At 34.5% G+C, this 21,214-nt stretch carries 36 protein-coding genes and 1 rRNA gene; 36 read left to right on the top strand and 1 reads right to left on the bottom strand.

Going from position 1 to position 21,214, the window contains the following annotated elements; translation table 11 throughout:
* Positions 1-12: 12 nt before the first annotated feature.
* Entirely contained in the window at positions 13-843 is an 831-nt protein-coding gene (locus ABDJ34_RS08810; RefSeq protein WP_412702106.1) for an MIP/aquaporin family protein, read from the bottom strand.
* Between the two features lie 155 nt (positions 844-998).
* On the opposite strand from ABDJ34_RS08810, the gene ABDJ34_RS08805 reads away from it, so the two are divergent.
* The 36 genes from ABDJ34_RS08805 to ABDJ34_RS08630 all read left to right on the top strand — a co-directional run.
* Positions 999-1,970, top strand: coding sequence for a GNAT family N-acetyltransferase (locus tag ABDJ34_RS08805; RefSeq protein WP_412702105.1), 972 nt, complete (start codon positions 999-1,001; stop codon positions 1,968-1,970).
* An 85-nt stretch (positions 1,971-2,055) separates the two neighbouring features.
* Positions 2,056-3,396, top strand: coding sequence for an MATE family efflux transporter (locus tag ABDJ34_RS08800; protein ID WP_412702104.1), 1,341 nt, complete (start codon positions 2,056-2,058; stop codon positions 3,394-3,396).
* 902 nt (positions 3,397-4,298) lie between these two features.
* Positions 4,299-4,607 carry a 30S ribosomal protein S10 gene (gene rpsJ / locus ABDJ34_RS08795; protein WP_002836107.1) on the top strand — a complete coding sequence of 103 codons (309 nt, stop codon included), beginning with the start codon at positions 4,299-4,301 and terminating at the stop codon, positions 4,605-4,607.
* A 75-nt stretch (positions 4,608-4,682) separates the two neighbouring features.
* A complete protein-coding gene (gene rplC / locus ABDJ34_RS08790) occupies positions 4,683-5,312 on the top strand; it encodes a 50S ribosomal protein L3 (RefSeq protein ID WP_412702103.1) in 630 nt (209 codons plus the stop codon).
* 15 nt (positions 5,313-5,327) lie between these two features.
* On the top strand, positions 5,328-5,951 hold the full coding sequence (gene rplD, locus ABDJ34_RS08785) for a 50S ribosomal protein L4 (protein ID WP_002836109.1): 624 nt from the start codon (positions 5,328-5,330) through the stop codon (positions 5,949-5,951).
* A complete protein-coding gene (gene rplW, locus ABDJ34_RS08780) occupies positions 5,951-6,241 on the top strand; it encodes a 50S ribosomal protein L23 (protein ID WP_002836110.1) in 291 nt (96 codons plus the stop codon). The genes rplD and rplW overlap by 1 nt, the downstream gene beginning before the upstream one ends.
* Before the next feature lie 16 nt (positions 6,242-6,257).
* On the top strand, positions 6,258-7,088 hold the full coding sequence (rplB, locus tag ABDJ34_RS08775; protein WP_094205163.1) for a 50S ribosomal protein L2: 831 nt from the start codon (positions 6,258-6,260) through the stop codon (positions 7,086-7,088).
* Positions 7,089-7,100: 12 nt separating this feature from the next.
* Positions 7,101-7,385 carry a 30S ribosomal protein S19 gene (rpsS, locus tag ABDJ34_RS08770; protein WP_002836113.1) on the top strand — a complete coding sequence of 95 codons (285 nt, stop codon included), beginning with the start codon at positions 7,101-7,103 and terminating at the stop codon, positions 7,383-7,385.
* A 17-nt stretch (positions 7,386-7,402) separates the two neighbouring features.
* Complete coding sequence (gene rplV, locus ABDJ34_RS08765) at positions 7,403-7,741, top strand: 50S ribosomal protein L22 (RefSeq protein ID WP_002836114.1); 339 nt, start codon at positions 7,403-7,405, stop codon at positions 7,739-7,741.
* A gap of 11 nt (positions 7,742-7,752) precedes the next feature.
* Positions 7,753-8,487: a 30S ribosomal protein S3 gene (gene rpsC, locus ABDJ34_RS08760; protein WP_110058299.1), complete on the top strand. Its 735-nt coding sequence runs from the start codon at positions 7,753-7,755 to the stop codon at positions 8,485-8,487.
* Between the two features lie 21 nt (positions 8,488-8,508).
* On the top strand, positions 8,509-8,952 hold the full coding sequence (gene rplP, locus ABDJ34_RS08755) for a 50S ribosomal protein L16 (protein ID WP_002836117.1): 444 nt from the start codon (positions 8,509-8,511) through the stop codon (positions 8,950-8,952).
* Positions 8,942-9,148, top strand: a complete 207-nt coding sequence (rpmC, locus tag ABDJ34_RS08750; protein ID WP_002836118.1) for a 50S ribosomal protein L29 — start codon at positions 8,942-8,944, stop codon at positions 9,146-9,148. The genes rplP and rpmC overlap by 11 nt, the downstream gene beginning before the upstream one ends.
* A 5-nt stretch (positions 9,149-9,153) precedes the next feature.
* Positions 9,154-9,408, top strand: a complete 255-nt coding sequence (rpsQ, locus tag ABDJ34_RS08745; RefSeq protein WP_002836119.1) for a 30S ribosomal protein S17 — start codon at positions 9,154-9,156, stop codon at positions 9,406-9,408.
* A 24-nt stretch (positions 9,409-9,432) separates the two neighbouring features.
* On the top strand, positions 9,433-9,801 hold the full coding sequence (gene rplN / locus ABDJ34_RS08740; RefSeq protein WP_002836120.1) for a 50S ribosomal protein L14: 369 nt from the start codon (positions 9,433-9,435) through the stop codon (positions 9,799-9,801).
* Positions 9,802-9,819: 18 nt separating this feature from the next.
* Positions 9,820-10,128, top strand: coding sequence for a 50S ribosomal protein L24 (gene rplX, locus ABDJ34_RS08735; protein WP_002841124.1), 309 nt, complete (start codon positions 9,820-9,822; stop codon positions 10,126-10,128).
* Between the two features lie 18 nt (positions 10,129-10,146).
* Entirely contained in the window at positions 10,147-10,689 is a 543-nt protein-coding gene (rplE, locus tag ABDJ34_RS08730; RefSeq protein ID WP_002836122.1) for a 50S ribosomal protein L5, read from the top strand.
* A gap of 12 nt (positions 10,690-10,701) precedes the next feature.
* The gene (locus tag ABDJ34_RS08725; protein WP_002836123.1) at positions 10,702-10,887 is read left to right on the top strand and encodes a type Z 30S ribosomal protein S14; all 186 of its coding nucleotides are present in this window, start codon (positions 10,702-10,704) and stop codon (positions 10,885-10,887) included.
* A gap of 21 nt (positions 10,888-10,908) precedes the next feature.
* A complete protein-coding gene (gene rpsH, locus ABDJ34_RS08720; RefSeq protein ID WP_002836125.1) occupies positions 10,909-11,304 on the top strand; it encodes a 30S ribosomal protein S8 in 396 nt (131 codons plus the stop codon).
* Positions 11,305-11,330: 26 nt separating this feature from the next.
* Complete coding sequence (gene rplF / locus ABDJ34_RS08715) at positions 11,331-11,870, top strand: 50S ribosomal protein L6 (RefSeq protein WP_227905980.1); 540 nt, start codon at positions 11,331-11,333, stop codon at positions 11,868-11,870.
* Between the two features lie 14 nt (positions 11,871-11,884).
* Positions 11,885-12,247: a 50S ribosomal protein L18 gene (gene rplR / locus ABDJ34_RS08710; protein WP_412702102.1), complete on the top strand. Its 363-nt coding sequence runs from the start codon at positions 11,885-11,887 to the stop codon at positions 12,245-12,247.
* A gap of 20 nt (positions 12,248-12,267) precedes the next feature.
* Positions 12,268-12,774: a 30S ribosomal protein S5 gene (rpsE, locus tag ABDJ34_RS08705; RefSeq protein ID WP_002837356.1), complete on the top strand. Its 507-nt coding sequence runs from the start codon at positions 12,268-12,270 to the stop codon at positions 12,772-12,774.
* Between the two features lie 13 nt (positions 12,775-12,787).
* Positions 12,788-12,970, top strand: a complete 183-nt coding sequence (gene rpmD / locus ABDJ34_RS08700; protein WP_094203274.1) for a 50S ribosomal protein L30 — start codon at positions 12,788-12,790, stop codon at positions 12,968-12,970.
* Positions 12,971-12,981: 11 nt separating this feature from the next.
* Positions 12,982-13,431, top strand: a complete 450-nt coding sequence (gene rplO / locus ABDJ34_RS08695) for a 50S ribosomal protein L15 (RefSeq protein WP_002836133.1) — start codon at positions 12,982-12,984, stop codon at positions 13,429-13,431.
* A 1-nt stretch (position 13,432) separates the two neighbouring features.
* Positions 13,433-14,707, top strand: a complete 1,275-nt coding sequence (gene secY / locus ABDJ34_RS08690) for a preprotein translocase subunit SecY (protein WP_002836134.1) — start codon at positions 13,433-13,435, stop codon at positions 14,705-14,707.
* Between the two features lie 10 nt (positions 14,708-14,717).
* Positions 14,718-15,365 (top strand): adenylate kinase, encoded by a 648-nt coding sequence (locus ABDJ34_RS08685; protein WP_002841116.1) that lies wholly within the window; start codon positions 14,718-14,720, stop codon positions 15,363-15,365.
* A gap of 5 nt (positions 15,366-15,370) precedes the next feature.
* Positions 15,371-15,655, top strand: a complete 285-nt coding sequence (locus ABDJ34_RS08680) for a KOW domain-containing RNA-binding protein (RefSeq protein ID WP_002841110.1) — start codon at positions 15,371-15,373, stop codon at positions 15,653-15,655.
* Positions 15,636-15,851, top strand: a complete 216-nt coding sequence (infA, locus tag ABDJ34_RS08675) for a translation initiation factor IF-1 (protein WP_002836137.1) — start codon at positions 15,636-15,638, stop codon at positions 15,849-15,851. Before ABDJ34_RS08680 ends, infA begins: the two co-directional genes overlap by 20 nt.
* A 14-nt stretch (positions 15,852-15,865) precedes the next feature.
* Positions 15,866-15,979: a 50S ribosomal protein L36 gene (gene rpmJ / locus ABDJ34_RS08670; protein ID WP_002836138.1), complete on the top strand. Its 114-nt coding sequence runs from the start codon at positions 15,866-15,868 to the stop codon at positions 15,977-15,979.
* Between the two features lie 12 nt (positions 15,980-15,991).
* Positions 15,992-16,342: a 30S ribosomal protein S13 gene (gene rpsM, locus ABDJ34_RS08665; RefSeq protein WP_002841105.1), complete on the top strand. Its 351-nt coding sequence runs from the start codon at positions 15,992-15,994 to the stop codon at positions 16,340-16,342.
* A gap of 15 nt (positions 16,343-16,357) precedes the next feature.
* On the top strand, positions 16,358-16,765 hold the full coding sequence (gene rpsK / locus ABDJ34_RS08660; RefSeq protein ID WP_002836140.1) for a 30S ribosomal protein S11: 408 nt from the start codon (positions 16,358-16,360) through the stop codon (positions 16,763-16,765).
* A gap of 55 nt (positions 16,766-16,820) precedes the next feature.
* Positions 16,821-17,774 (top strand): DNA-directed RNA polymerase subunit alpha, encoded by a 954-nt coding sequence (locus tag ABDJ34_RS08655; protein WP_110058301.1) that lies wholly within the window; start codon positions 16,821-16,823, stop codon positions 17,772-17,774.
* A 13-nt stretch (positions 17,775-17,787) separates the two neighbouring features.
* The gene (gene rplQ, locus ABDJ34_RS08650; RefSeq protein WP_094206707.1) at positions 17,788-18,183 is read left to right on the top strand and encodes a 50S ribosomal protein L17; all 396 of its coding nucleotides are present in this window, start codon (positions 17,788-17,790) and stop codon (positions 18,181-18,183) included.
* Positions 18,184-18,318: 135 nt separating this feature from the next.
* A complete protein-coding gene (locus ABDJ34_RS08645) occupies positions 18,319-18,759 on the top strand; it encodes a hypothetical protein (RefSeq protein ID WP_412702101.1) in 441 nt (146 codons plus the stop codon).
* A gap of 96 nt (positions 18,760-18,855) precedes the next feature.
* Entirely contained in the window at positions 18,856-19,452 is a 597-nt protein-coding gene (gene rpsD, locus ABDJ34_RS08640; RefSeq protein ID WP_094205171.1) for a 30S ribosomal protein S4, read from the top strand.
* A 103-nt stretch (positions 19,453-19,555) separates the two neighbouring features.
* Positions 19,556-20,791 (top strand): peptidoglycan binding domain-containing protein, encoded by a 1,236-nt coding sequence (locus ABDJ34_RS08635; protein ID WP_412702100.1) that lies wholly within the window; start codon positions 19,556-19,558, stop codon positions 20,789-20,791.
* A 339-nt stretch (positions 20,792-21,130) separates the two neighbouring features.
* Positions 21,131-21,214: ribosomal RNA gene (locus ABDJ34_RS08630) — 16S ribosomal RNA — on the top strand; the annotation flags it as partial.

Genomic DNA, 21,214 nt, shown 5'->3' with positions numbered 1-21,214 from the left:
ATTATTATAACATTAACAACAATTATTTCTAGAGTTTTGCATTGGCTCAATTACCCTTGTAAAGAAAATCGCTGCAAGTCCAGCTCCGATTAATGGAGCAATAGTATAGACGATGAATGTATCTGTAGAAAAAGCGATGTTTTTCCAACCGACAAACCACCCAATAACTCTAGGACCCAAATCTCTTGCTGGATTTAGTCCGGCATCAGTCATAGGGCCAATCGTACAAATCAATACTGTAACCGTTAGACCAATAAATAATGGAAACAAGTCATCACTTGGTCTACCTACGTTACAACCTTCAGTCATTGAAAAAATAATCATAACCAAAATGAAAACTCCAAGCGCTTCCGCAAAAGCTGCGACAGGCATACTGATTACGCCGTTTGCTGTGTTAGGGAACACTTCACACCAAATACTGGATGCAGGAGTTGCAACATCCATTGTTAAATTAGCTGCAGATAAATTTTTTCTCACAGAATCAGCGAAAAATATCCAAAGTGCACTTGCAGCTAGAATAGCTCCAATGAATTGACCCAATATGTATACAGGGAAATTTTTCCAAGAACATCTTTTTGAAATGCACATAGCAAAAGTAACCGCTGGATTAAAATGCGCACAAGATAGATTTCTTGTAGCGTAAATTGCAATAGCGATTGCGACTCCCCATACGACACCAACTTGGAATGGACCAGTATGAGCTTGGTACAAAGTAGCTGTCGCTACAGATCCAATACCCAAAAAACACATCAAAAACGTTCCGATTATTTCACCGACACAACCGTGTATGAGGCTTTCTTTTGTTACGACTTCGCAGCAACAACTGTTATCTTCTGAACTCATTAGTTCACCTCCAGAAATTATTTAACGATAAATATTATCGTGATTTAATTATAAATTATAAAATATAATTAGTCAACGAAATTGACAACTTTCTATCTTAAAAGTGATTAGTGCAAAGAAAATAATATGGTATTATATAAAAAAGGAGTGCGATTATGAAAACTGACAAAATGATTTTAAGAAAATTTACAATAAATGATGCAGACAAAATGTATGAAAATTGGGCAAGTGACAGCAGAGTTACGAAGTTTTTGACGTGGAAGCCTCACACATCACTAAAAGAATCAGAAAAAATCATAAAACAATGGATTAATGATGACAAGAATGTTTACTTTGCGATTTGCAACACTAACAATGAAAACATCGGCTGTATATCTGCTAGTTTAATCAAAGAAAATCCTAAGACTTACGCTATTGGCTACTGCTTGACATACGATTATTGGTCACAGGGAATAATGACCGAGTCTTTGAAACTAATGCTAAAATATTTATTTGAAGAAAAACACGCTGTAAGAGTAGAAGCTACACACGACAGGAAAAATCCTGCCAGTGGTAAGGTTATGGTGAATGCAAATATGAAATACGAAGGATGTCTTAGAAAATCAGCCACAAACAATCAAGGTGTTGCAGATTCTTGTATGTATTCAATGATTGATGAAGACTACGAATGTGATTTTGTGATTCCTGAATATGATGAGATGAATTTCAGACAAGAATTGTTGGCGGATGAAAAGACGATGAGTTTCAATGAAAAATACGGTGGAGCTATTGATTTCCCAGAAGATAAATGGCAAATCTGGTATGACAAATGGATAAACTCTGACGACAGATTTTACTATTACATTATGGGTCATAACAAGCCTGTCGGAGAATGTTGTATATATAAGGAAGATGATAGGTGGATTTGCAGTCTAATTGTAAAAGATGAATACAGAAACAATGGCTACGGGAAAAGAGCGTTGATGTTTTTGATTGATTTGGCAAAAAAATTAGACATAGATGAGCTATACGATAATATTGGTACCTGTAATCCTTCGTTGAATTTGTTTTTGAAATGTGGATTTGAAGTTATATATACTAATGAAGAGTATTCAACTGTAAGAATCATCCTTGCTAACTTGTATTAATTTTTTGCTAGTAGTATGATGTAGTATATAATTTTATTTTAGATTGAGTATTAGAATTAGATTGAACAATAGAATGGATGATTAGATGAAGAATAAGAAATTTTATAGAAGAGCGATAGAGGTCGCATGGCCGTCGGTGTTGGAGAGCTTTTTCATAGCGCTTGCGGGAATTATTGACACATACATGGTGTCTTCGATTGGAAGCTCTGCAGTAGCGGCTGTAGGTCTTACCACACAACCCAAATTCATAGCACTAGCGATATTCTTCTCCATAAATATTGCTACGTCGGCTTTAGTTGCTAGACGTCTTGGAGAAGAGGACAAGGAAGGAGCAAACAGAATACTTGTAACAGCGATTATCATGGGACTTGTGCTAACGGTTGTTATAAGCACTGTGATGGTGTATTTTTCGGATAGTATTCTGAGACTTGCAGGAAGTAACTCGGACACGCATACTGATGCGCTGAATTATTTCAGAATAATCATGGGAGGAATGATTTTCAACGTAGTAAGTATGACGATAAATGCAGCGCAAAGGGGATCTGGCAACACTAGAATTGCATTTACAACTAACTTGGTGTCAAGTATTGTCAACATATTTTTCAATTACTGCTTGATAGGTGGTAATTTTGGTTTTCCCAAAATGGAAGTTTCAGGAGCAGCGCTTGCGACAGTACTTGGAACAGTCGTAAGTAGTATTATGTGTATCAGATCGCTTTTCAGAAAAGATGGTTTCGTACAAATCAAATACATTTTCAAGAAGAAAATCAAGCCAACAGTTGAAGTATTCACAAGCATCGTCAAACTTGGAACCAATTTGTTCGTAGAAAATATAGCCATGAGAATTGGTTTCTTGACAACGGCATTGATGGCAGCAGGACTTGGAACGGACACATTTGCAGCACACAACGTAGGAATGAATCTTTTGAGCATTTGTTTTGCGTTTGCAGATGGAATGCAAGTTGCAGCAGTCGTTCTAACAGGATCAAGCCTTGGCGCTGGTAAGAAAGAAAACGCGAAGATTTACGGCAAGGTCTGTCAACGAATCGGGCTTATGATATCTTTGGTATTATCTGTGATATTGTTGTTATTTGGAAAAGGGATATTCCATTTGTTCTTCGACAAATTATCCATCATAGAAACTGGAGAAATCATCGCAAGATTTATCACTGTAATAGTCCTTCTACAAATCTCACAAATCATCTACGGAGGATGTTTGAGATCAGCAGGAGATGTAAAATACACATTAATCTCGTCAATCATAAGTGTAACAATCATAAGAACAGCAGTAACATACATCCTTGTATCTGTGTTTAACATGGGAATCGTGGGAATATGGCTAGGAATCTTCTCCGACCAATTCTCCAGATACATGTTCAACTCAATCAGATTTAGACAAGGGAAATGGGTCAACATTAAAATATAAATGGATAAAAGTCGCCTCATGGGGCGATTTTTTGATTGCGACATTTGTCGCAAGTTAAAGAAAAAATGTCTAGCACAAAACTTATCACGCCTCTTGTTAGCAATAAAAACAAAAATTGTTTTAGCTAAGAATATCATTCGTAAAAAATAACCACAAATTCTAGCGAATTGAACCGTTTAAAAATCTCAATCGTGATAAGCGAAATTTCGTGTGAGATGTTCGGGCTTTAAAGTTTAGAAATTAATAATTTTGGAGGATAGATAATCGGGTATGGTTGGTTGTCTATATTAATCGACTATATGAAAATTTTTCTTGTAGCGAAAGACATCTTCACGCCTCTTGTTAGCAATAAAAACAAAAATTGTTTTAGCTAAGAATATCATTCGTAAAAAATAACTACAAATTCTAGCGAAGTGAACCGTTAAGAAATCTCACTCGTGCCAGAGCGAAGCTCGCACTTGAGATTTTAGGGTCACAAGCTTTGAATTTGTTTATTTTTGGAGACAGATATTCGTGCTAAATTATTTTTGTTTTTTGAGATATGTTTTGCAAGTAAAACAACTTTTATCATACGCCCTTTTATTATATAATAAGGAAGGAAACAAATTTTTCGTAAAAATATTGAAATTTTACAAAAAAACTTCAAAAAGGTGTTGACATTGTTGTATAGACAATGTATAATACCAGTTGTGCCTAAAGTTAGTAAGCGTAGAAGTGGAAGGTTGCTCGGGAAACGTGATTAATCTTCCGAGGTAATTTTCACCGAGAAGTCCTACACGATTAGGGCGATGGGTTAAACTTTTTAAAAAAGTTTTTTAAATTTTAGGTCACTGTACACCCGGGAGGGTGTATGAACATAACCCAGCAAGACGCTTCTTCAAAAATATAGAGGAGGTGCCTAAATGGCAAATCAAAAAATCAGAATCAGACTAAGAGCTTATGATCACGAATTAATCGATCAATCAGCTCAAAAAATCGTTGAGGCAGCTAAGAGAACTGACGTTAAAGTTTCAGGTCCTATTCCGTTGCCAACAGAAAAAGAAGTTATTACAATCTTAAGAGCTGTTCACAAATACAAAGACTCAAGAGAACAGTTCGAACAAAGAACACATAAGAGATTAATCGATATCATTAATCCTAACGCAAAGACATTGGAAGCGCTTAAAAAGCTTAACCTTCCTGCCGGCGTAGATATCGAAATTAAACTTTAATCTTAGTATGATTGTAAAGCAATCCGCTGTAAGTAAATTTTTAATGTGGATATCACACTATAGGAGGTGTACTCAATGAAGAGTATTTTAGGTAAAAAAATCGGAATGACTCAAATCTTCAACGAAGATGGTAGTGTTGTTCCAGTAACTGTCATTGAAGCGGGTCCAATGGTTGTTACACAAATCAAAACTAAAGAAAAAGAAGGATATAACGCAATTCAAGTTGGTTACATTGAAAAGAAAGAAAAACATGTAAACCAACCAATGAGAGGTCATTTTGGCAAAGCAGGCGTTTCATTCAAGAAACACTTACAAGAGTTTAAAATTGGTGAAGATGAACAATTTAACCTTGGCGATGAAATCAAATTAGATATATTCCAAGACGGAGACGTTGTGGATGTTATCGGTATTTCAAAAGGTAAGGGAACTCAAGGTTCAATAGTTAGACACAACTATTCAAGAGGACCTATGGGACACGGTTCTAAATCACACAGAGTTGCAGGTGCAAGAAGTGCGGGATCTTATCCAGCAAGAGTTTTCAAAGGACGTAAAGGTTCTGGAAAGATGGGTCACGACCGTGTAACTGTTCAAAACTTGAAAATTGTTAAAGTTGACAATGAAAGAAACTTACTTCTTATTAAGGGAGCTGTTCCAGGAAACAAAGGTGGAGTAGTTACTGTTAGAGAAGCTATTAAGTCAAAATAGGAAGGAGGATGAAACATGCCTAAAGTTCAAATTTTAAACCAACAAGGAGAAAATGTTGGAGAATTAGAATTAAATGAAGCCATTTTCGGCGTTGATGTTAATGAGCACGTTGTTTACGAAGTAGTTAGAAATCAACTTGCTAATAAAAGACAAGGCACACAATCTGCTAAAACTCGTAGTGAGGTAAGAGGTGGAGGAAAGAAGCCTTGGAGACAAAAAGGTACAGGTAGAGCAAGACAAGGATCTATCAGATCTCCACAATGGAGAGGTGGTGGGGTAGTATTCGCTCCAAAACCTAGAGATTACAGCTACGCTGTTCCTAAGAAAGTTAGAAGACTTGCAATCAAATCAGTATTAACTGACAAAGTTAATGACAATGAAATGATCGTTTTAGATAAATTAAGCTTAGATGCTATTAGCACTAAAAAAGCTGTTGAAGTATTAAAGAATATTAAAGCAGACAAGAAAGCTTTAGTAGTTGTTGATAAAAATGATGATACACTTTACAGATCATTTAGAAACATTGAAAATGTAGCTATTTGTGAAGCTAGATTAATCAATGTATATGATTGTTTGAAATACAACTCATTAGTTATTACAACTGATGCTGTTAAAATTCTTGAGGAGGTGTTTCAATAATGAAATCACCATATGATATTATTTTGAAACCAATTATTTCTGAAGATTCTATGGAAAAAATGGAAGACAAGAAATATGTATTCAAAGTAGATAAAAATGCGAATAAAATAGAAATCAGAAACGCTATCGAAAAGATTTTTGATGTTAAAGTAAAATCTGTTAACACTATGAACGTTAAAGGAAAAGTTAAAAGAATGGGCGCTCACAGTGGTAAGAGATCTGATTGGAAGAAAGCTATAGTTGCATTAACAGAAGATTCAAAAGAAATTGAATTTTTCGAAGGAATGTAATTAAGGGGGTAAAAACATGGCAATAAAAAAATATAAACCGACTTCTGCCGGCGTACGTGGTATGAGTGTTTTATCATTTGATGAAATCACAAAAACTACTCCTGAAAAATCATTAACTGTTAGCTTAAACAAATCTGGCGGAAGAAACTCTTATGGTAGAGTAACTACTCGTCACAGAGGCGGCGGAGCTAAGAGAAAATATAGAATTATAGATTTTAAAAGAAACAAAGATGGTATTAAAGCTGTTGTTAAATCAATCGAATACGATCCAAACAGAACAGCAAACATCGCTTTGTTACAATACGAAGATGGTGAAAAGAGATACATCATCCAACCACAAGGTCTAAAAGTTGGAGATGTAGTTGAAAGTGGTGCGGACGTAGATATTATTCCTGGTAATGCTCTTCCATTGAGAAACATTCCAGTTGGTACTACAGTTCACAACATTGAAATGAAAGTTGGCAAAGGAGCTCAATTAGTTAGAACAGCTGGTGCTGAAGCACAACTTATGGCTAAAGAAGGCAAATTTGCACAATTAAGATTACCATCAGGAGAATATAGATTAATTCACCTTGACTGCAGAGCTACTGTAGGACAAGTTGGAAATATCTCTCACGAATTGGTTACAATTGGTAAGGCTGGACGTAACAGACACTTAGGTAAGAGACCTTACGTAAGAGGTTCAGCAATGAACCCAGTAGATCACCCTCACGGTGGTGGTGAAGGTAGAGCACCAATCGGTAGACCAGCTCCTTCAACTCCATGGGGTAAACCAGCACTTGGACTTAAGACTCGTAAGAAAAACAAAAAGTCTAATAAGTACATTGTAAGAAGAAGAAAGAAATAACGGAGGGATAGAATGAGTAGATCACTTAAAAAAGGACCTTTCTGCGATGAACACTTAATGAAGAAAGTGGAAGAACTTAACAAAAACGATGAAAAGAAGATTATTAAAACTTGGTCTCGTCGTTCTACAATATTCCCTAACTTCGTAGGTCACACAATTGCAGTTCACGATGGAAGAAAGCATGTACCTGTTTATATTACTGACGATATGGTTGGTCATAAATTAGGAGAATTTGTTCCTACAAGAACATACAAAGGTCACATTAAAAACGAAAAAACGAGTAAGGTTCGTAATTAATATAAGGAGGTATGACAATGCAAGCTAAAGCTATAGCGAAATATGTACGTATTTCTCCTCTAAAAGTTAACTTTATATGCAAAGAAATTAGAGGTAAACAAGTTGATGAAGCCCTTGCTATATTGAAATTCACTCCTAAAAAAGGTGCTAGAATTTTAGAAAAAGTGCTAAATTCAGCAATTGCAAACGCAGAACACAATTTTGGATTAAACAGAGAAGATCTTTTTGTATCACAAGCATACGCTAATAATGCTCCAGTAATGAAAAGATGGAGACCAAAAGCTAAAGGAATGGCTTATCCAATCCTTAAAAGATCAAGTCATGTTGGCGTAGTTGTAGAAGAAAGAGAATTATAAGGAGGAGTCTGATGGGTCAAAAAGTTAATCCTAAAGGATTAAGAGTTGGTGTTATCAAAGACTGGGATTCAAGATGGTTTGCAGATAAAAAAGATTTTAGTGATTATTTAGTAGAAGATCACAAAATTCGTGAACTAATCAAGAAAGAATCTTTCAGCGCTGGTATTAGCAGTATAGCCATCGAAAGAGCATCAAACAAAATTAAAGTAACTATCAACACAGCTAAACCTGGTATGGTTATTGGCCGTCAAGGTGCTGGCGTTGAAGAATTAAAAAATAAATTAGAAAAATTAACAGGTAAGAAATTAATCATAAATGTAGAAGAAGTTAAGTTCCAAGACTTAGATGCACAATTAGTTGCAGAAAACATTGCATCACAATTAGAAAGACGTATTTCTTTCAGACGTGCAATGAAACAAACAATGCAAAGAAGCATGAGAGCAGGAGCTTTGGGTATTAAGACTATGGTTTCTGGTAGACTTGGTGGAGCTGATATGGCAAGAAGCGAAGGATACAGCGAAGGAACTATTCCTCTTCAAACTCTAAGAGCTGCAATCGACTATGGATTTGCAGAAGCAGACACAACTTATGGTAAGCTTGGTGTTAAAGTTTGGTTATACAAAGGTGAAATGTTACCTGGTATGACAGAAGAAGATTTACCTGTTTACAAAAACAAAAAGAACGACAAAAACAGAAAAAGAAGAAACAATAACAGAAAAGGTAAATCCCAAGCAGCTAAAAACTAATTCGAGAGGAGGAAATATTCTATGTTAATGCCTAAAAGAGTAAAATACCGTAGAGTTCACAGAGGCAGAATGAAAGGTAAAGCATTAAAAGGCAATACTTTAACTTACGGTGATTATGGTATACAAGCGTTAGGTTCTTGTTGGTTAACAGCTAATCAAATAGAAGCAGCACGTCGTGCTATGACAAGATATATAAAAAGAGGCGGTAACATCTGGATTAAAGTTTTCCCAGATAAGCCAGTGTCAAAGAAGCCTATCGGTATTCGTATGGGTTCAGGTAAAGGAGCTCCAGAATATTGGGTAGCAGTAATTAAACCAGGTAGAGTATTATTTGAAATGGCAGGTGTTCCTGAAGACGTAGCACGTGAAGCTATGAGACTTGCTCAACACAAACTACCTATCAAAACTAAATTTATAGCTCGTGAAGAGTTCGGAGAAAAGGACGGTGAAGCTGATGAAAACTAAAGAAATTCGTAATCTATCAGATCAAGATTTACAAAAACAATTAGAACAATCTAAAAGTGAATTGTTTAATCTACGTTTTCAATTAGCTACTGGGCAATTAGAAAACCCTATGATGATAGGACTTGTAAAAAAAGATATAGCTCGCATTAAGACTATTATTAGAGAACGTGAGCTAAACATTGGTAAGGAGGCTTAACAATTATGGAAAGAAATATGAGAAAAACCATAGTTGGTATAGTTGTTTCAGATAAAATGGATAAGTCAATTGTTGTAGAAGTTAAGACACTTGTTAAAGATCCTAAATACGGTAAACAATTAAGAAAAACAACTAAATTTAAAGCACACGATGAAGAAAACATTGCTGGTATCGGCGATAAAGTTAAAATAATGGAAACAAGACCTCTTTCTAAGACAAAGAACTGGAGACTTGTAGAAGTTATAGAAAAAGCTAAGTAATTCTTATTACGAAAGGAGAATTTTATGATTCAACAAGAAAGTCGTTTGAGAGTTGCAGATAACTCTGGTGCAAAAGAACTACTAGTAATAAGAGTTTTAGGTGGTACTAAAAGAAAGTACGCAGCTATCGGAGACATCGTAGTTTGCTCAGTTAAATCTGCACAACCGGGCGGTATGGTTAAAAAAGGTGATGTAGTAAAAGCTGTTATCGTAAGAACAACTAAACCATTGGGAAGAGCTGATGGAAGTTACATCAGATTTGACGATAACGCAGCTGTAATTATAAAAGATGATAAAAATCCAGTGGGAACAAGAATTTTTGGTTCAGTAACTCGTGAATTGAGAGCCAATAACTTCATGAAAATAATCTCATTGGCACCTGAAGTATTATAATTGGAGGTGTAAAGAGATATGAAGATTAAAAATGGAGATACTGTAATAGTTATTTCTGGTAAGGACAAAGGAAAGACTGGAAATGTTATTGAAGTATTAGCCAAACAAAATAAAGTGGTAGTAGAAGGAGTTAACATAGTTACTAAACATCAAAAAGCTAACGGACGTGGTGTTGAAAGTGGACTAATCAAAAAAGAAGCTCCTATTGATGTTTCAAACGTAATGTATTATGATGCTAAAAACAAGAAAGGCACAAGATTAGGTTACAAGTTTGAAGACGGTAAGAAGGTTAGATTTATGAAATCTAACAACGAAACTATTAAGTAACATAAGGAGGGTATAAACTTGACTTCCAGATTAAAAGAAAAATATACAAATGAAGTTGTTCCTTTCTTGGTTGAACGTTTCAAATATGAAAACATCATGCAAGTTCCAAGATTGGAAAAAATCGTGCTTAACATGGGTTTAGGTTCTTCAAAAGAAAATCCTAAAGCTATCGAAAGCGCAGTTAAAGAATTAGAAACAATTACAGGACAACACCCAATTGTAACAAAAGCAAGAAAATCTATCGCTAACTTCAAACTTAGAGAAGGAATGAATGTTGGTGTTAAAGTTACATTACGTGGTGAAAAAATGTATGATTTCTTAGATAAATTTATGAACATTTCTCTTCCACGTGTAAGAGACTTTAGAGGTATTTCTTCTAAATCATTCGATGGTAGAGGAAACTATGCTGTAGGTATCAAAGAACAATTAATATTCCCTGAAATTGAATACGATATGGTAGATCAAATTAGAGGTATGGATATTGTGGTCGTTACTACTGCAAACACTGACGAAGAAGCTAAGGAATTATTAGACAAAATGGGAATGCCATTTAAGAAATAAGGAGGAGTTTTAGTGGCTAAAAAATCAATGATCGCAAAACAAAAAAGACCTGCAAAGTTTAGCACAAGAGAATATAACAGATGCAAAATTTGTGGTAGACCTCACGGATATTTAAAGAAATATGGCATCTGCCGTATATGCTTTAGAGAATTGGCTTATAAAGGCGAAATCCCTGGCGTAAGAAAAGCAAGCTGGTAAGAAAGGAAGGAGGAAGCTTTTATGATGACTGATCCTATAGCAGATATGCTAACAAGAATAAGAAACGCAGTTAATGCGAAACATAAAGTTGTTGAAGTTCCTGCATCTAATATCAAAAAATCAATAGCACAAATTTTATTAGATGAAGGATTTATCGATGGTTTCAATGTTACTGATGACGGTAAACAAGGAATCATTACAATAGATTTAAAATATGGTCCTAACGAAGAAAAAGTAATTTCAGGTATCAAGAGAATATCTAAACCTGGACTTCGTGTCTATGCCAGAGCAAATGAAGTTCCTAAGGTTTTAGGCGGACTTGGTATTGCTATTGTCTCTACATCAAAAGGCCTTGTAACTGATAAAGTTGCTAGAAAAGAAGGTATTGGTGGAGAAGTAATTTGTTACGTATGGTAACACAAACATTATAAGGAGGTTTGACCATGTCAAGAATTGGATTAAAACCAATTGAAATTCCTAATGGCGTTGAAGTAAAAATAACTGAAGACAATTTGTGTACTGTAAAGGGACCAAAAGGTGAATTAGTTCAACAAATGCCAAAGGAAATGATTATCAAAGTAGAAGATAATACAATCACAGTTTCAAGACCTTCAGACATTAAAAGACACAAATCACTTCATGGTTTAACAAGAACTCTTGTTTTTAACATGATTGAAGGTGTTACTGAAGGATATAAGAAAACTTTAATTATAGAAGGTACTGGTTACAGAGCAGCAAAACAAGGTAAAAAATTAGTGTTAAACTTGGGATATTCACACACAATTGAAAAAGAAGATCCAGAAGGAATCACAGTTGAAGTACCAGAACAACACACAATCATTGTAAGTGGTAACGACAAACAACAAGTTGGTAACTACTCTGCAAAAATCAGAGACCTAAGAGGACCTGAACCATACAAAGGTAAAGGTATCAGATATGAAAATGAACATATTAGACGTAAAGTCGGTAAAACAGGTAAGTAAGAAAGGAGTAAGGTATGTTTAAGAAAATTGATAAAAACGCAAATAGAGTTAAAAGACATCTACGTATTCGTAAGAACCTTACAGGAACTTCTGAAAAACCAAGATTATGCGTATTCAAGTCTAATACTAACATCTATGCACAATTAATCGATGATGTTAACCACAACACATTAGTAGCTGCATCTACATTAGATAAAGATTACAAAGGTGAATCAAAATCTAACATGGAAACTGCAAAACTTGTTGGTGAATTAATCGGTAAGAAAGCTATCGACAAAGGCATTGAACAATGCGTATTTGACAGATCTGGATATTTATATCACGGAAAAGTTAAAGAATTAGCTGAAGGTGCTAGAAGCGCCGGACTTAAATTTTAGTGCAAGGGAGGTATTTAGTATTGGAACTTTTAAATAAAGAAATAGAAGGTTTAGAATTAGAAGAAAGAGTTGTAAATATTAACCGTGTAGCTAAGGTTGTTAAGGGTGGTAGAAACTTTAGATTCGCAGCCCTTGTAGTAGTTGGAGATAAAAACGGACATGTTGGTGTTGGTATTGGTAAAGCACAAGAAGTACCAGAAGCCATCAGAAAAGCTAGCCAAGATGCTAAAAAACACATCTTCACAGTTCCTATCGTAAACACAACTATTCCTCACCAAGTAACAGGAATATTTGGAGCTGGTAGAGTATTATTAAAACCAGCTGGAGAAGGTACTGGAGTTATCGCCGGAGGACCTGTTCGTGCGGTATGTGAATTAGCAGGTATCAAAGACGTTCGTTCTAAATCATTGGGAACATCAAACCCTCAAAACATTGTTAATGCAACTGTAGAAGGACTTAAATCACTTAAGACAGCTGAACAAGTAGCTAAATTAAGAGGAAAGTCTGTAGAAGAAATTTTAAAATAAGGAGGGCTTTTAAGTGAGTAAATTAAAGATCACTCTTAAAAAGAGCAAAATCGGTAGAATTGAAAAACACATTAGAACTTGTGAAGCCCTTGGACTTCATAAAATCGGACAATCAGTAATCAAAGAAGACAATGATGCAGTACGTGGAATGATTAGACACATTGCATTCATGGTTGACGTAGAAGAAGTTAAGTAGGAGGTGTTATAGTGAAATTACACAACTTAAGACCTGCTAAAGGTGGAGAAGTAAAAGCAAGAAAAAGAGTTGGTAGAGGTTACGGTTCAGGATTAGGACACAATGCTGGACGTGGTAGAGACGGACAAAACTCAAGATCAGGCGGAGGCGTAAGACCAGGATTTGAAGGGGGTCAAATGCCTTTATTCAGAAGACTTCCTAAGAGAGGCTTCAAAAACCACTTCGCAAAACAATACGCTGAAATCAACATCAGAGACTTAAATTGTTTTGAAGATGGAGACGAAATAACACCAGAAATCCTAGCAAACGCAGGATTCTTTAAGCCAGTTAAGGCAAAAGACGGCGTTAAGATTTTAGGTGACGGAGAATTAACTAAGAAATTAACTATAAAAGCTAATAAATTTACTAAATCAGCTGAAGAAAAAATTACAAAAGCCGGAGGAAAGGTAGAGGTGATTTAAGATGCTTAAAACCTTAAAAGACGCATGGAAGGTTTTAGACATTCGTAAAAGAATCGGCTTTACTCTACTAATGGTTGTAGTTTTTAGATTAGGTAATGCAATACCGGTTCCTTTTATGGATAAGGCCATTATCAAACAAATAATGAGCGGTCAAGAAGGCGGAATAGTTTCTTTATTGAACCTATTAAGTGGGGGATCATTGAGACAAATGAGCATATTCGCTCTTTCGATATACCCTTACATTACCGCTTCAATCATTCTTCAACTTTTAACAGTAGCATTTCCTAGATTAGGAGAACTTACACGTGAAGGTGAAGAAGGAAAGAAGAGAATGGGTAAATACACTAAAATCTGTAGTATAATTTTGGCATTCATTCAAGGATATGCTACAGTTAATGGTTTATTTAACAGAGCAATCGTAGACAAAAGCTTTTTAACAGGATTTGTTATACTAATAAGCTTGGTAGCAGGATCAATGTTTCTAGTATGGCTAGGAGAAATGATTACTGAAAGAGGTATCGGTAACGGAATTTCAATCTTGATTTTCTTAGGTATCATTTCAAATATGCCAAGACAAATCGGTACAATGATTTATCAATCTAGACAAGGAATGTTATCTTGGTGGAAAATATTACTTTTCGTACTAATAGCGATTATAATATTAGTAGTAGTGGTATTAATTAATCAAGGTGAAAGAAGAATTCCTGTACAATACGCTAAAAGAGTAGTAGGAAGAAAAATGTATGGTGGTCAATCAACTCATATTCCAATCAAAGTTAATATGGGTGGTGTAATGCCAGTAATCTTTGCATCAGCAATATTACAATTACCACAAACAATAGCATTATTATTCGGCAAAGACATGCCAGGATGGTTAGCCCACATATTCACAGTACAAACAACATCAGGGTTAGTTATCTTCTCAATAGTAAATATGTTATTGATTATAATATTCGCATTCTTCTACTCAGCAATTCAGTTCAACACTGTTGAATACGCTAAAAACTTGCAACAATATGGCGGATTCATTATGGGAATTAGACCTGGTAAACCAACAGGCATGTATCTAAAGAAAATTTCTGATAGAGTAACATTTATAGGCGCAATCATATTAGCGTTAGTAGCATCAGCACCAATGCTAATATCAAAAGCTATAGGAATACAAATCCTATTCGGTGGTACATCAATCATCATCGTAGTAGGGGTAGTATTAGATACTGTAAAACAAATGGAAAGTATGCTAACAATGAAACACTATAAAGGATTTTTGAAATAAGGAGTTTATAATGAGATTAATATTATTAGGACCTCCGGGAGCAGGTAAAGGAACTCAAGCTAAAAGAGTAATTGAAGAATTTGATATTCCTCATATTTCAACAGGAGATATTTTCAGAAAAAATATAAAAGAAAAGACAGAACTAGGTCAAAAAGTTGAAGGCTTACTTGCAGAAGGAAAACTTGTACCTGATGAATTAACAATAGAAATAGTTTGGGATAGATTAGATCAAGAAGATTGCAAAAATGGCTTCTTACTTGACGGATTCCCAAGAACAATCCCTCAAGCCGAAGCACTTGATGAAGGACTAGCTAAAAGAGGATTGAAACTAGACCGCGTATTAAACATAGACGTTGACAAAGATTCTCTTGTAAAAAGACTTTCAGGAAGACGTGTATGTCCAAACTGTGGTGCAAGCTATCACATTGATAACAACCCTCCAAAAGTTGAAGGAATTTGTGATGTATGCCAAACTCCAGTAATCCAAAGGGAAGATGACAAAGAACAAACTGTACTAGACAGAATCAAAGTTTACGATTCACAAACTAAACCTTTAGTAGACTTCTACAACAAACAAGATTTAGTATTCACAGTTGACGGAACTCTTCCAATAGATGAAATCACTAATAAGTTAGTAACAGAATTAAAAAAAGGTTAGAATTAATGAGCCAATACAACAAACTTGAAACAGGACAAGTTGTTTTAAGTACTTGTGGTCGTGATGTGGGCAAACTACAAATGGTTTTGGAAATTCTTGACGATTCTTATGTATTGGTAGTAGATGGAAAACAACGTAAAATCGAAAAACCAAAGAAAAAGAAGATAAAACATCTTCAAAAATACAACAAAAAGTTGCAATTAGAGAATTTAACAGATAAGAAACTAAGATATATGTTAAACAATTTAAAAAAGGAGGATCAAGACAAGGATGTCCAAAGAAGTTATTGAATTAGAAGGAACAGTAGTAGATGCTCTTCCTAATACGGTATTTAAGGTAGAACTTCAAAATGGCCATGTAATAACAGCTCATATTTCAGGCAAATTAAGAATGAATTATATAAGAATTCTTCCAGGAGACAAAGTAACGGTTGAACTATCACCATACGATTTGGATCGTGGAAGAATAACATGGAGAAAGAAATAAACGGAGGTTAAGCAATGAAAGTAAGACCATCAGTTAAAAAAATGTGCGAAAAGTGCAAGATTATAAAAAGAAAAGGTCGTGTTATGGTTATTTGCGATAACCCTAAACACAAACAAAGACAAGGTTAGTAGGAGGTATAAATGGCAAGAATTCAAGGTGTCGACTTACCAAATGACAAACGTGTAGAAATTGGACTAACTGCAATTTATGGAATAGGTAGACAATCATCAAATAAAATCTTAGCTAAATTAGGAATCAATCCTGACACAAGAGTAAAAGATTTAACAGAATCTGAATTATCTGATATCAGAAATGAATTAGACAACTATCTTACTGAAGGGGATTTACGTCGTGATGTAGCAATGAACATCAAAAGATTAAAAGAAATCAACTGCTACAGAGGATCAAGACACAAAAAAGGCCTTCCAGTAAGAGGACAACATACAAAGAACAACGCAAGAACTCGTAAGGGTCCTAGAAAACAAGCATAGAGAGGGGGAAATTAATTGGCACTAAAAACTAAAGGCGCAAAACGTAACGTTCGCGGTAAAAAAAGAGTAAAAAAGAATATTGAAAAAGGTCAAGCACACATTTCTTCTACATTCAACAACACTATGGTATGTTTAACTGACCTTAACGGTAACGTATTAAGCTGGGCTTCTGCTGGACAATTAGGATTCAGAGGATCTAGAAAATCAACTCCATACGCTGCACAACAAGCTGCTGAAGAAGCTGCTAAAAAAGCAATGGAACACGGATTAAAAACTGTTGAAGTTTATGTAAAAGGACCAGGTTCAGGAAGAGAATCTGCAATTAGAAGTTTGCAAGCTTCTGGACTTGAAGTTAGCTCTATTAAAGATGTAACTCCAATCCCTCACAACGGTTGTAGACCACCAAAGAAGAGAAGAGTATAACACATAGGCTTAATTCAGGATTTCCTGATGGGACTTGTCGAAGGAGGCTGTATTTATGACTGAACAATTAGATACTAAAATAAAAATCGTTGAATTAGATGAACAAAATAATTACGGTAAATTTGTCATAATGCCACTGGAAAGAGGATATGGAACTACTCTAGGAAACTCTCTAAGAAGAGTTTTATTATCATCATTACCAGGAGCTGCTATATCAAAAATAAATATCCAAGGTGTAGCTCATGAAATGTCTACGATTAAAGGTGTCAAAGAAGACGTACCTGAAATAATTTTGAATTTAAAAGGTATCGCTGTAAAGAAATACAATGAAGAACCTATATCATTAAATGTAGACATAAAAGGTCCATGTGTTCTAACAGCTAAGGATATTTTAGTTGATACTGATTTGGAAGTTAAAAACCCAGATCACTACATTGCAACACTAAATGAAGATGCTTCATTAGAAATGCAAATCACAGTTATCAACGGAAAAGGCTACAAAATATCTGAATTTAACAAAACAGAAGAAGATATTATAGGAGATATCGCCATTGACTCACTGTTTAGCCCTGTGAAAAAGGTTAATTTCACAGTAGATAATGCCAGAGTTGGCCAAGTAATTGATTACGATAAGCTTACAATAGAAGTGTGGACTAATGGAACAATTAGACCACAAGATGCCTTAAGCGAAGGAAGCAACATCCTAATCAATTGCCTGGAATTATTCAGTGAATTACCTAACTACGAGTGTAATACAAACAGTGACGACGAAGACAATCAAAAAGATAAAGAAACTCAAATGGGCATCAATATCGAAGAATTAGATTTCTCATTAAGATCATTCAACTGTTTGAAAAGAGCTAATATCAATACTGTAGGAGATATCGTATCTCATACAAAAGCAGAAATGATGAAGATAAAGAACTTTGGTAAAAAATCCTTAGACGAAGTTGAAGAAAAACTTCAAGAAATGGGCCTTGCATTTAAAGAAGAAATAAAAGACGAATAAAGGAGGATAGACATTGGCTAACTTAAGAAAATTAGGTAGAAGAACTGATCACAGAACAGCAATGTTAAGAAACCTAGTTCAATCATTGTTCGAAAATGGAAAAATCGAAACAACAGTTACTCGTGCAAAAGAAGTTAGAAGAGAAGCTGAAAAGATGATTACACTTGGTAAAAAAGGTGATTTGAGCTCTAGAAGAGAAGCTCTTAAATATATATACAAAAAAGACGTTGTAAACACATTGTTTGAAGAAATCGCACCAGTTTATGCTGACAGACAAGGTGGATACACTAGAATCTTAAAATTAGGACCTCGTAGAGGAGACGGTTCTGAAATGTGTATACTTGAATTAGTAGATTACACTAAAAAAGAATCCTCAGAAGAAAAAGAAACAGTGAAAGCTGACAAATAGAAAATAACTAAGCATTAGCTTAGTTATTTTTTTTTTTTGCCCAATTGCAAAAGCAAAATCATAGGATTATAATAAAATTAAGAATAATTTGTTAGCAAATAATAAAATATTCAAAAAAATTATTGGGAGGAACCTATGAATAAAAAAATCTTACTGGTACTATCATTTACATTCCTTCTAATAGCTATAATAGGTGGAGAAAAGACAGTATCCAAACAAATTCAACAAGAATTAGCCAAAAACAACCAAGAAGTTGCAACATCTGTTAAATTCACATACACAAAAGATGGCAAGAAAGTTACAAGAGAACTTACTAATGCAGAAGCTAACGAATTAGCAAAATTAATGAATGAACACGAAAAATATGTTAAAGGTGAAAGATTAAAGAGCATATTTGATAACTACTTTACATTAGTAGGAGCTAATGGAAAAACAAAAGTAGCAGTATCTGTAAATATTGAAAAAGATGAAGTCGTAATAGACGATGCAATCACTGAAAAAGGAGCGACACTTAGCAAAGACAACGAACTTGCAAAACAATACATTAAATTCATCGAAAATTTACAACAAAATTAACACAAAAATTGTTGAAAAACAAACCAGTAGGTGATATAATAGCGTTGGCTTAAAAAATTATCGCGGCAAATAATTTTTTAATGGAGATGAATATTAATGGCAAGAATGATGGGACCTAGATTTAAACAATCTAGAAGATTAGGTCTTAACGTATGCGGTCACCCAAAAGCTAACAAAAGAATGGGTAAAGGACTTGGAAGAAACGACAAGAAGTTAACTGAATATGGTATGCAACTTCTTGAAAAACAAAGATTAAGAGCATATTACGGAGTAAACGAAAAACAAATGCACAAATACTTCGAAAAAGCCCTTAACAACAAAGAAGGTCTTACAACTGGGGATGTAATGGTAAGACAATTAGAAACTAGATTAGACAACCTAGTACTAAGAGCTTCATTTGCATCATCAATCAGACAAGCAAGACAAATGGTATCTCACGGTTTAATCAGAGTAAACGGTAAAAAAGTAGATATCCCTTCTTACCAAGTAGCTGAAGGATCTGTAATCGAATTGAAAGAAAAATCAAGATCAAATGAATTGTTCAAAGAAAACTACGAAACAAACTTTGCACAATCATTACCTTACATTGACAAGGAAGAAAACTTCAAAGTAACATTGACAAGACTTCCTGAAAGACAAGAAATTCCAATCGAAATTACAGACTCATTAGTAGTTGAGTTGTACTCAAGATAATCAAAAGGCGAGTAATTATACTCGCTTTTTTTATTTGCAAACATTGATATATCCTCAAATTAAAAGTACAATAATATTAATCATAAAAGAAAAGGAAAAACAAATGAAAAAACGAGTACTCATAACCACAATACTGTTCTTATTCCTAGTGTATTTTAGTGCAACAACATTCTTCACATTTTACGCACTACCCAACACATACGTCAATGGTTACAACATGAGCTATGTCGAAAAATCCAAAATAGTTGACAGAAATGCAGACATCAGAACACTCACAATTAATGCTACTGATAACCGTAAACTTGTAATAGATGCAAAAGAAGTGGATTTCAACCTGAAAATACCAGAAGATTTCAAAATCGAACAAAACCCATTCTCTTGGCCGTTGTCGTTTTTTGACACCAAAAAATACAACATCAATTTCGATTACACAATTGACGAAGACAAACTAAACAAGAAAATCTACCAAGCACAGCTCAACAAAAACGCCAAGAAATCGTACAACGCATACATCAGTTACTTGGATGATGAATACACAATAATACCAGAAGAAATCGGAAATGAAATAGACACAAATAAAATAAAAGACACAATCAAAAAATCACTACTAGAACAAAAAGAGATCGTCACCCTCAAAAACGAATACATCAAACCAAAAGTCTACGCAAACGACTGGAATATCATACGTGCCAAAAACAAACTCAACAAACTCAAAGACATCGAAATAAGCTTTGATTTCAACGACACAATTCATAAACTAAAAGGCGCACAACTTCGCGACATGATGGACTTTGACGAAAGAGATGGATTCGTATATAAAGACGGTGAAATCGAACGCTATGTAGACGATTTGAAAAAAGAAACCGACACATACAACAAACCACACACAATAAAAACAGCAGAAAACAAAACACTCACACTAAACGCAACAGACTACGGCTGGGAAATCGACGAACACAAAACAGCAGAACTCATAAAACTCACACTAGATGATGCAGAAGATAAAACAATAGAACCAGTGTATTCAAAAAAAGCGAAGTCAAGACTAAAAAATGACATACAAGACGAATACATTGAAATCGATCAACAAAACAATACACTCTACTACATTAATAACTACAAAATCAACAAAAGTATCCCCATCAAAATTACACAACCAATCCCAAAAGGAATCTACAACATAGATAACAAAATTAAAGGATACTCCAAAAACTACACGCTGGGATTTTACAGACACACAATATCTACAGAACAAAACTCTGACATACAAGTAAGTCCCAACCTGTTAGAAAGCATATATTATGATGTAGGAGAAAACATAGCAGTAATAGTTTATTAAAGTAAAATAAAAGTAAAAAATTTTTAAAATTCACTTGACATTATAGTGCAAACTTGATAATATATATAAGCACTCAGTTGTTCGGTGAATTTTTTAATTAAATAAAAATTAAAAAAACACTTGACAATAAAGAAATACAAGAGTATAATGTAATAGTTAGCTCACAAAACGCGAACTTCAAATAAACTTTGAAAATCACGTTTTAAAATATATTTCGTGAGTATAGAACCTTAATAAATTAAATAAAGTAAATACTTTGAGAGAAGTACAAACCAAACAATAATTCGGTGAGAATAAAAAAAGCAAAAGTCAGCTGAAAAGCTAGCTTCAAACAAACATTAAATTGAGAGTTTGATCCTGGCTCAGGACGAACGCTGGCGGCGTGCTTAACACATGCAAGTCGAACGGGATTTAGTAGACAGA

This window comes from Finegoldia dalianensis (genome assembly GCF_046255015.1).
In the GTDB taxonomy this organism is placed as follows: domain Bacteria; phylum Bacillota; class Clostridia; order Tissierellales; family Peptoniphilaceae; genus Finegoldia; species Finegoldia magna.
This window is presented reverse-complemented; position numbering and strand designations above follow the sequence as displayed.